A 9,529-nucleotide genomic window follows, 5' to 3' on the forward strand; every position below is an offset into this window, starting at 1 on the left:
CCGCTCCGGGCGCGGGGCGGGCCGTCCACTGCCTGGGGGCGGGGGCGGGGGCGGGCGGCGCGCCCCCCCCCCCCCCCCCGGCTCGCGCCCCCCCCCCCCCCCCCCCCCCCCCCCCCCTCCCCCCCCCCCCCCCCCCCCCCCGGCCACGACACTGAAGTTGTGGCGAGCGACACGCTCCAACGCCGAGACTTAAGCCACCAGCGACAGCTTCGGCAGGCTCGCGACCACCGACTGGTTGCGGCCGCCGGCTTTTGCGGCGTAGAGCGCCTTGTCGGCGGCGGCGACCAGGAGCGGCCAGTCCATGCCGGTGGTGGGAACGAGGCTCGCGATGCCGCAGGACACTGTCGAGCTCGTGTGGTCGTCGGACCAGCCCTGCACCTTCGCGCGGATCTTCTCGGCCACCGTGAGGGCGTCGGTGACCGAAGTGCCCGGCAGCAGCACGGCGAATTCCTCGCCGCCATAGCGCGCGGCGCAGTCGCTGGCGCGGCTCACCGAATCGGAAATGCAGATGGCGATGCCGACCAGCACCTGGTCGCCGGCCTGATGGCCGAACGTGTCGTTGTAGGCCTTGAAGTGATCGGCATCGATCATCAAGAGCGCGATCGGCGTCTGCTGCCGCATCGCGCGGCGCCATTCGACGTCGATCACCTGGTCGAACTTGCGGCGGTTCTTCAGGCCGGTGAGCGCGTCGGTCGTCGCCATCTCCTCGAGCTTGCGCTCGGCCTCGGCGCGCCGGCCGATCTCGCGCGCGAGCACCAGCGTCGATGCCAGCATGAACACGCTGAGCGCCAGCACCACGGCGCCGATGCGGTAGGCTTCCTTCTGCCAGAGCTCGAACACGGCGTTCAGTGGCTTGCCTGCCACCACGAATAGCGGGCTGCTCCCACTACTGCGGACATAGAGCCGCGGCGTGCCGTCGATCGGCCCCTGTCCGGCGAATGCGCCGCCGACCTTCAGATTTTCGGCCTTCCAGACCGGCCGGTTGGCCAGATTCGTGCCGATCACGTCGAGATCAAACGGCCGCCGCATCATGACGGTACGGTCGCGCCTGAGCACGGTGATGGTGTCGTCGGCATCGAGGCTCAGCCGCTCGAACAATTCGTGGAAATAGCTGAAGCGGATCGATCCGGCGACGACGCCGAGGAAGCCCCCGTCGGTGTCGCTGATACGCCGGCTCAGCACGATCGAATAGGCGCCGCGGAACAGCATGGGACGGCTGATGAAGAGGCCTGCGTCCGGATTGTCGCGATGAGCCTTGAAGTAATCCTCGTCGCTGCGGTTCTCGGCAACGGGATCGAGCGTGGAGGCGTCGATGGTTAGCCGGCCGTCGGCGTCGAACACCTGGATCGCGCCGAAATGCCTCGCCGTGGTCGCATGGTCGAACAGGATGAGGTGACGGATCGGCTTCGAGACCGTGGCTATCTCCGGCAGCAGCATGTTGCTGGCGACCGCCTTGAGGGCCAGGTCGTAGATCTCGATGTTGCGGCTGACGTCGGACTCGATGGTCGTCGCCAGGTTTTCCAACGTCTGGCGGGCGAGCGCCTCCTCGCCGCGGCGCATGTCCAGCATGACGTTGACGCAAATGGCGGAAAAGCCGATCACCGTCACCACGGACGAGATGATCAGCAGTTTCGCCGAAAGCCGCCATGGCCGCCGGGCCGTGACGTCGCGCCATCGAGACAACATCATTTGCTCCCGACATTAGTGAATGCGCCCGAAAGCTTGAGCAGTGTTTAAGCCGGGACGGCGCTGCCGGAATGAGTTAAAAATCGGTTTCCGCGGCTGACGTTTTTGGGCAAAGCGGGGCTTCGACCAGCGAAGAGGACAGCGGTGAACGACTACGACGCGTTGCGCGATTATCTGATGCGGCAGAAGCAGGCGGAATTCGTGCTGACCTATGAACAGATCGAAGAGATCATCGGCGCGGCCCTGCCGCGCGCGGCGAATCGTGCCTCATGGTGGGACAGCCTGCGCAGCCCGGACATCCAGATGCCCCAGCGCGAAGCCTGCCTCGCCGCGGGTTTCAAGGCGATGCGAATGCCGGACGGTGCGAGCGTGCGGTTCACGAAGCTGAAGAGCGACCGGCGGCGGCCAGTATCGTAGGGTGGGCAAAGCGAAGCGTGCCCACCACCTCTGTTGCAATGTTGGATTGATGGTGGGCACGGCGCAAGTGCGCCTTTGCCCACCCTACGGGACCGGACTCGCGTTGAGATCAGCTCGCCGCTTCCAGGCGCACTTCCGTGAGCAGGCGCATCGCGGCGTCGGCGTCCATGGGTTCGCCGAAGGCAAACCCCTGCGCGTATTCGCAGCCCATCTGGTAGAGCTCGACCGCGTCGGAATCGGTCTCGGCACCTTCGGCGACCACGTCCATGCCGAGGTCGTGCGCGAGCGCGATGATGGATTTCAGGATCACCGGGCGGGTGCCGCGGTTGGTGGTGCGCACGAAGGACTGGTCGATCTTGATGGTGTCGAACGGGAAGCGCTGCAGATAGGCCAGCGACGAATGGCCGGTGCCGAAATCGTCGAGCGACAGCCCGGTGCCGAGCTCGCGGATCCGCGTCAGCATCTGCGCCGCGTGCTCCGGATTCTCCATCACCAGCGATTCCGTCAGTTCCAGCTTCAGCGTGCCGCGCGCGACCGAGGAGCGCGACAGCACGGTGCGGATGTCGTGGATCAGATCGTGCCGCAGCAATTGCCGCGAGGAGACGTTGACCGATGCGAAGATCGGCTCGCGCGAGCGCATCGCGCGCTGCCAGATCGAGAGCTGCTTGGCGGTCTGGTCGAGCACGAACATGCCGAGGTCGATAATCAGGCCGGTCTCTTCCGCGATGGTGATGAATTCCGACGGTGCCATGCGTCCGAGCTTGGGATGATCCCAGCGCACCAGCGCCTCGAAGCCGGCGACGGAGCGGTCTTCGAGCCGTACGATCGGCTGATATAGAATCGTGAGCTCCTGCCGCTCGATGGCGCGGCGCAATTCGCTCTCCAGCGTCAGCCGATCGGTTTTTCGCGCGCGCATCGCGGACTTGTAGACGTCGATGCGGTCGCCGCCGATACGCTTGGAGTGATACATCGCAAGCTCGGCGTCCTTGATGATCTCGTCCGTGAGCTGAACTTGCGGATCGGACAAGGCAAGGCCGATCGAGGCCGTGAGAAAGATCTCGCGTTCGTTGAAGGCGATCGGCGCGCGGATGGTCTTGCGGATGGTCTCGGCAAAGGCGGTGATGCGGGCGGGGTCCTGCTCCGAGAGCAGGATCAGGCCGAACTGGTCGCCGGCAAGCCGCGCCAGCGTATCCTGCGGCTTCAGGATGCGGGTGAGGCGGCGGGCCAGCGTCAGCAGGATGGAATCGCCGACCGCGATGCCGACGGAATCGTTGACCTGCTTGAAACGGTCGAGGTCGATCACCATCAGCGTCGGCCGCAGCGTCGGCATGGTCTTGGCGAAATGCGCGACGGCGCCGAGCCGGTCCATGAACAGCTTGCGGTTGGGCAGGCCGGTGAGATTGTCATGCACGGAATCGTGCAGCAGGCGCTCCTCGGCGTTGCGCAGCTCGGTGACGTCGGTGAGGGTGCCGACCACGCGCGAGACCTCGCCGTCGGAGCCGACCACCGGGCGCGCCTTCAGCGCGAACCACATGAAGTGACCGTCGGGCGTGCGCAGGCGGAAATCCTGCACCAGGCGGCCGCGGCGCTGATCGAGCACGCTGTCGAGCGCGGCGCGGAAGCGGTCCTGGTCGAGCGGGTGCAGCACTTCCAGCCAGGAGGCGGCCGGGCCTTCCAGCGTGCCGCGCTTGAGGCCGAGCAGGGCTTCGGTCTCGGGGCTGGTGAAGACCTTGTCGGCGGAAACGTCCCAGTCCCAGATCAGATCGCCGGAACCGGCCAGCGCCAGCGCGCGGCGCTCGATGTCGGAGACGACGCCGGTGGTGGCGCCGCCGCCCGCGAACGCATGCTGCATCACCGTGAAGCCGATCAGCATCACGATCAGCACGAGGCCGCCGAGCAGGGCAGGGCCGACGATGTCATTGGTGACGGAGCCTGCGACCGTCATGCCGGCCGCGACCACCCAGACCACCAGCAGGAACCAGGTCGGGATCAGCAGCACCGCGCGGTCGAAGCCGTGGGTGGAGAGATAGACGATCAGCGCGAAGCCGGCGAAGGCGATCAGCACCAGCGAGATGCGCGCGATGCCGGAGGCCACCGCGGGGTCGAACAGGGCCAGCGCAACCAGCGAGCCCAGGAACGCGAGCCAGCCCACCGTGATGTGGGAATAGCGCACGTGCCATCGACTGAGATTGAGATAGGCGAACAGGAACACCAGCAGCGTCGCCGCCAGTATCGCCTCACCCGCCGCGCGCCAGATGCGCTCGGCGTTGTTCGACATGTCGAGCACCTTGCCCCAGAAGCCGAAATCGACGCCGATATAGACCAGCACCGCCCAGGCCAGCGCCGCGGCGGCCGGGAACATGATGCTGCCCTTGACCACGAACAGGATGGTCAGCACCAGCGCCAGCAAGCCGGAGATGCCGATCACGATGCCCTGGTACAGCGTGAACGAGTTGACCTTGTCCTTGTAGGATTCCGGCTCCCACAGATAGAGCTGCGGCAGCTTGTCGGTGCGCAGCTCCGCGACGAAGGTGACGACGGCGCCGGGATCGAGGGTGACGCGGAAGACGTCGGCGGTCGGGCTCTCCTGCCGCTCCGGCCGGTCGCCGGTCGAGGGCGTGATGGTCGCGATGCGGGACAGCCCGAGGTCGGGCCACAGCAGCCCCGAGGAGACGATGCGGTAATGCGGGGCGACGATCAGGCGGTCGAGCTGGTCGTCGGTGTTGTTGGCGAGCGCGAACACCACCCAGTTCTGGCCGCCTTCGCGGGCGCGCACTTCGATGCGGCGGACGATGCCGTCGGTGCCGGGCGCGGTGGAAACCTGGATGCGGTCGGCGTCGCTGCGCTGATGCTCGAGCACGCCGGTGAGGTCGATTGCGGGCGCGTCACCGCGGACGCTGACAGCGTCGAGCGCGCGCGCCGGGAACGCGCAGACGAGAATCATGAGGCCCAGCGCTATGGGCGCGAGGCACCTGATCAGACGCAAGGTCAGTTCTCCGCGTTCGACGCAAACTCTTCGGTGCAGGCTCTTCGGTGCACGGCGTTTTCCGAACGGAACAAAGTGGTTCGGTGCGTCGCGATAGATGCCACGAAAGCGAGGAAAATCAAAGGGTTTCCGGCTTGCCCTGTGGGCCGCTGGCCTAGACCTCCAACACAATTTTGCCAATATGTGCAGAGGTTTCCATCCGCCGGTGCGCGTCGGATGCCTTTTCCAGCGGGAAAGTGCTGTCCATCAGCGGCTTGACCCGGCCTTCGCGCAACAGCGGCATCACTTTCGCCTCGATCGCGGCCACCATCGCCGCCTTGTCCGCATTACTACGGGGGCGCAGCGTCGAGCCGGTATGGGTCAGGCGCTTCACCATCACCTTGGCGATGTTGACGGTGACCTTGGGCCCGTTGAGGGTTGCGATCTGCACGATGCGGCCGTCGAGCGCGGCGGCGTCATAGTTGCGATCGACATAGTCGCCGGCGACCATGTCGAGGATCAGATTGGCGCCGGCATTGTTCGTCTCCGCCTTGACCACGGCGACGAAGTCTTCGTCCTTGTAGTTGATGGCGCGATCGGCGCCGAGCTTGAGGCAGGCATCGATCTTGTCCTGCGATCCGACGGTGACGATCACCTTCGCGCCGAACGCTTTTGCGAGCTGGATCGCCATGGTGCCGATGCCCGAGGAGCCGCCATGGATCAGCAGCGTCTCGCCGGCCTTCAGCCCGCCGCGCTCGAACACATTGTGCCAGACCGTCATCAGGGTTTCCGGCAGTGCGCCGGCTTCCTTGATCGACAGCGACGGCGGCACGCTCATGGCCTGACCGTCCTGGGCGATGCAGTACTGCGCATAACCGCCACCGGCGACCAGCGACATCACCTTGTCGCCGATCTTGTGCCGCTTGGCGTTGCTGCCGACGGCCACCACTTCGCCCGCGATTTCGAGGCCGGGCAGGTCGCTGGCGCCGGGCGGCGGCGGATAGGCGCCGGAGCGCTGCGCGACGTCGGGCCGATTGACGCCGGCGGCCTGCACCTTGACCAGGATCTCGTCGGGACCGGGCTGCGGCAGCGCCCGTTGTTCCGGCACCAGCACTTCCGGTCCGCCGGGTTTGGAGATGGCGACCACGGTCATTTGCGCGGGCAGCTTGTCCATGATGTGTCCTTGAGCAAAGGTGCGGGATGGAACGAGGCCATTGCTTAGCCAGCGCAATGCAGGCTGGCAACCGCCTCAGCCGCTTGTGATGCGAACGCAGGAGGAACAAGGATGGCGATGGAAGACGACGACCGTCCGCGCAAAAAGATCAGCCATGACATCGGCCAGGATCTCTCACTCTTGTCAGTGGAGGAACTGACCGAGCGCATCGCGCTGCTCAAGGCCGAGATCGCAAGATTGGAAGAAGCCACAACAAAGAAGCGCGCCTCGCGCGATGCGGCCAACAGCGTTTTCAAGTCGTAGGGTCCGACGCTGGAGCGGGGCTGGCCTCACACACGGTCCTCATCCTGAGGAGCGCGGCACGCGCGTCTCGAAGGATGGCCGCGGGCGAGAGCAGGGCCTGCATGGTCCCGGCGATGCGAAGCATCGTCCGGAGACGCGCGCGAAGAGCGCGCTCCTCACCATGAGGGTCTGGTTTCGGCCTTCGCTGCGGATGCGCGTGAAGAATTCGTTCCACCGCCCACTCGGCCACTGACCGACATGGCTAACGAACCCTCAAAATAATCGCTCGTTTACTCCACATTAAGCTTTCGAGTTTATGACTGGGAACTGTCCTTGTTTGGACACCGAGTGGCTCCTGTCCACTCTGTTTGACGCCTCCCTGTTATCAACTTTCAAAGCCGCCGGTTTTCCGGCGGCTCTTTTTTGCGCCCAGCTCCGCCTTTTCGCATCTCGCCGCGGTTGAATTCCGAGCAAAGACCCGCGGAAACCATATCCGCGCTTGTCACTGGACTCGGCGTCGCGCCCGCGCAATGATTTGTTCATCATAAGCCGGCGCCAAAGCCGGGCAGTCAGACAGTTGCGTAAGGGGCGTTAACCATGGAACGTTTGCAAGCCGAAGGTGCTCTCGTTCAACTCAGCGAGCGGTTCACCAATTCTGCGGCGTTCGGCGTCCTGTTCCGCGAGGGCATGGACCTGGTCGAAGAGACCGCCGCCTATCTCGATGGCGCCGGCCGCACCGAGGCCAAGGCGCTCGATCGCGCCGTCAGCCTCACCTATGCGACCGAGAGCATGCGCCTGACCACCCGCCTGATGCAGCTCGCCTCGTGGCTGCTGCTGCACCGCGCGGTGAAGGAAGGCGAGATGACGCTGGGCCAGGCCAACCGCGAAAAAACCAAGGTCAAGCTCTCCGCCGCCGATCCCGGCTCGACCGACAGCATCGAGAAGCTGCCGTCGCAGCTCCAGGATTTGATCCATCGCTCGATGAGCCTCCAGACCCGCGTGCGCCGCCTGGACACCACCATCCACACGCCGCCGGTCGATCATTCCTCGATCGGCAACCCGCTGGTGCCGCATCTCAACGCGCTGAAGGCAGCGTTCGAGCGGTAAGCGCAGGTGCCGTAGGGTGGGCAAAGGCGCGCAGCGCCGTGCCCACCATTTTCTCGCAGAATCGCAATCAAGATTGGTGGGCACGCTACGCTTTGCCCATCCTACGATTTCTCGCCTTGGTCGAGAGCACATCGCCTCAAAACAAAAAAAACGCCCCCGGCTCTCCGGGGGCGTTTTCGTCTCCAGCCTCGAGGGGCCGGATCAATCCTTTTTGAGAAAGCCCGAAAACTTCTTCTGGAAGCGCGAGACGCGGCCGCCGCGATCCATCAGCTGGGCGTTGCCGCCGGTCCAGGCCGGGTGCGACTTGGGGTCGATGTCGAGGTTCAGCGTGTCGCCTTCCTTGCCCCAGGTGGAGCGGGTCAGATACTCGGTTCCGTCGGTCATCACGACCTTAATCGTATGATAGTTCGGGTGAATTTCGGCTTTCATGGCAATTCCTCGGCGCCCCGGCGCCTCACTTGAGTGGCTATCGAATGACGGATTTGGCGCGGTCTATACCCCACGAGGCCCTGTAAAACAAGCCGTTGCAGGGCCTTAGTAGGGGACCGGGCGGCCCCCTAAGGGACATCCCGGATTTGCCACTCCCGCTCGCGCGGCCTATCTGGAGCAGACTACCTCTCTTTGTCTTTTGGTCGGATCTCATGAGCGCAGTAGAACGGCTTGAAACCGGGCCCGCAGAAGCCCCGTCGATCGAGGCCGACCTGATCGAGGCGCCGGCGAAGAGCCGCGCCAAGCTGCGGCCGCTGCTGGCGCTCGCACCCTATGTGGCGCGCTATCGCGGTCGGGCGGCGCTGGCCTTTGTCGCGCTGACGATCGCGGCGTTGACCACCCTGCTGGTGCCGGTCGCGGTGCGCAGGATGATCGATTTCGGCCTGACGCCTGAGGGCATCGAGCTGATCAACAGCTACTTCTCGGTGATGATCGCCGTCGTCGCCGTGCTCGCGCTGGCGAGCGCCGCGCGCTACTACCTCGTGATGACGATCGGCGAGCGCATCGTCGCCGATCTCAGGCGCGACGTCTTCGCCCATCTGCTCTCGCTGTCGCCGGCCTTCTTCGATTCCGCGCGCAGCGGCGAGCTGGTGTCGCGCCTCACCGCCGACACCACCCAGATCAAATCCTCCGTCGGCGCCTCGGTTTCGATCGCGCTGCGCAATCTGATGATGTTCTTCGGCGCTGCGGCGATGATGGTGATCACCAGCCCGCGGCTATCAGGCTTCGTGCTGCTGGCCATTCCCCTGATCGTGCTGCCGCTGGTCGCCTTCGGGCGCTGGGTGCGCCGTCTGTCGCGCAATGCGCAGGACACGCTGGCCGAGGCCTCGGCCTACGCGAGCGAGCTGGTCGGTGCGATCCGCACCGTGCAGGCCTATACCAGCGAGAGCCTCGCCGAGAGGCGCTTCGGCGGCGAGGTCGAGCAGGCCTATGAAGCCGCGCGCACCTCCACGCAGGCGCGCGCCGTGCTCACCGCCATCATCATCTTCATCGTGTTCGCAAGCGTGGTCGCGATCCTCTGGATCGGCTCGCACGACGTGCTCACAGGCACCATCACGCCGGGCCGGCTCGGCCAGTTCGTGCTCTATGCGGCCTTCGCCGCGGCCGGCCTCGGCCAGCTCAGCGAGGTCTGGGGCGAGATCTCGGCGGCATCGGGCGCTGCCGAGCGCCTGTTTGAGATCCTGCATGTGCAGCCCGACATCAGCGCGCCGGCGTCGCCCCCCCCCCCCCCAGCGGCAACCGCGGGGGCCACGCCCCGCGGGCGGGCCCCGGGGGGGCCGGGGGGCGGGGGGGGGGGGGCCGGGGGCCGGCCTCCCGCCCCCCCCCCGCGCCCGGGTGGCGTGATCGTCGTCGCGGCTTTTGAAGCGCCAGCTGTCATTGCCGGTCTCGACGATGTCACAGTGATGGGT

8 protein-coding genes are annotated in these 9,529 nt (G+C 65.8%); 4 read left to right on the forward strand and 4 right to left on the reverse strand.

What is annotated here, in order from left to right; all coding sequences use genetic code 11:
• Nucleotides 1-189: 189 nt before the first annotated feature.
• Nucleotides 190-1,686 (reverse strand): sensor domain-containing diguanylate cyclase, encoded by a 1,497-nt coding sequence (locus AC0L3K_RS39895; protein ID WP_007599885.1) that lies wholly within the window; start codon nucleotides 1,684-1,686, stop codon nucleotides 190-192.
• Nucleotides 1,687-1,830: 144 nt separating this feature from the next.
• Here AC0L3K_RS39895 and AC0L3K_RS39900 point away from each other — a divergent pair, with 144 nt between their 5' ends.
• A complete protein-coding gene (locus AC0L3K_RS39900; protein ID WP_007599886.1) occupies nucleotides 1,831-2,103 on the forward strand; it encodes a DUF7662 domain-containing protein in 273 nt (90 codons plus the stop codon).
• 109 nt (nucleotides 2,104-2,212) lie between these two features.
• Here AC0L3K_RS39900 and AC0L3K_RS39905 read toward each other — a convergent pair whose 3' ends face one another.
• Together AC0L3K_RS39905 and AC0L3K_RS39910 are read right to left on the reverse strand one after the other, a co-directional pair.
• On the reverse strand, nucleotides 2,213-5,089 hold the full coding sequence (locus AC0L3K_RS39905) for an EAL domain-containing protein (protein WP_026232774.1): 2,877 nt from the start codon (nucleotides 5,087-5,089) through the stop codon (nucleotides 2,213-2,215).
• A gap of 154 nt (nucleotides 5,090-5,243) precedes the next feature.
• The gene (locus AC0L3K_RS39910) at nucleotides 5,244-6,242 is read right to left on the reverse strand and encodes an NAD(P)H-quinone oxidoreductase (protein WP_354159385.1); all 999 of its coding nucleotides are present in this window, start codon (nucleotides 6,240-6,242) and stop codon (nucleotides 5,244-5,246) included.
• A 111-nt stretch (nucleotides 6,243-6,353) separates the two neighbouring features.
• Here AC0L3K_RS39910 and AC0L3K_RS39915 point away from each other — a divergent pair, with 111 nt between their 5' ends.
• Both AC0L3K_RS39915 and rcdA read left to right on the forward strand, forming a co-directional pair.
• Complete coding sequence (locus tag AC0L3K_RS39915; RefSeq protein WP_007599892.1) at nucleotides 6,354-6,545, forward strand: DUF1192 domain-containing protein; 192 nt, start codon at nucleotides 6,354-6,356, stop codon at nucleotides 6,543-6,545.
• 576 nt (nucleotides 6,546-7,121) lie between these two features.
• Nucleotides 7,122-7,631 carry a protease adaptor protein RcdA gene (gene rcdA, locus AC0L3K_RS39920; RefSeq protein ID WP_007599893.1) on the forward strand — a complete coding sequence of 170 codons (510 nt, stop codon included), beginning with the start codon at nucleotides 7,122-7,124 and terminating at the stop codon, nucleotides 7,629-7,631.
• A gap of 201 nt (nucleotides 7,632-7,832) precedes the next feature.
• Here rcdA and rpmE read toward each other — a convergent pair whose 3' ends face one another.
• Nucleotides 7,833-8,060 (reverse strand): 50S ribosomal protein L31, encoded by a 228-nt coding sequence (gene rpmE, locus AC0L3K_RS39925; protein ID WP_007599895.1) that lies wholly within the window; start codon nucleotides 8,058-8,060, stop codon nucleotides 7,833-7,835.
• A gap of 212 nt (nucleotides 8,061-8,272) precedes the next feature.
• Between rpmE and AC0L3K_RS39930 the strand changes: the two genes are divergently transcribed.
• On the forward strand, nucleotides 8,273-9,529 hold a 1,257-nt coding region (locus AC0L3K_RS39930; protein WP_473368133.1), incomplete at its 3' end, for an ABC transporter transmembrane domain-containing protein.

It is taken from the genome of Bradyrhizobium sp. MI1.10 (assembly GCF_055811035.1).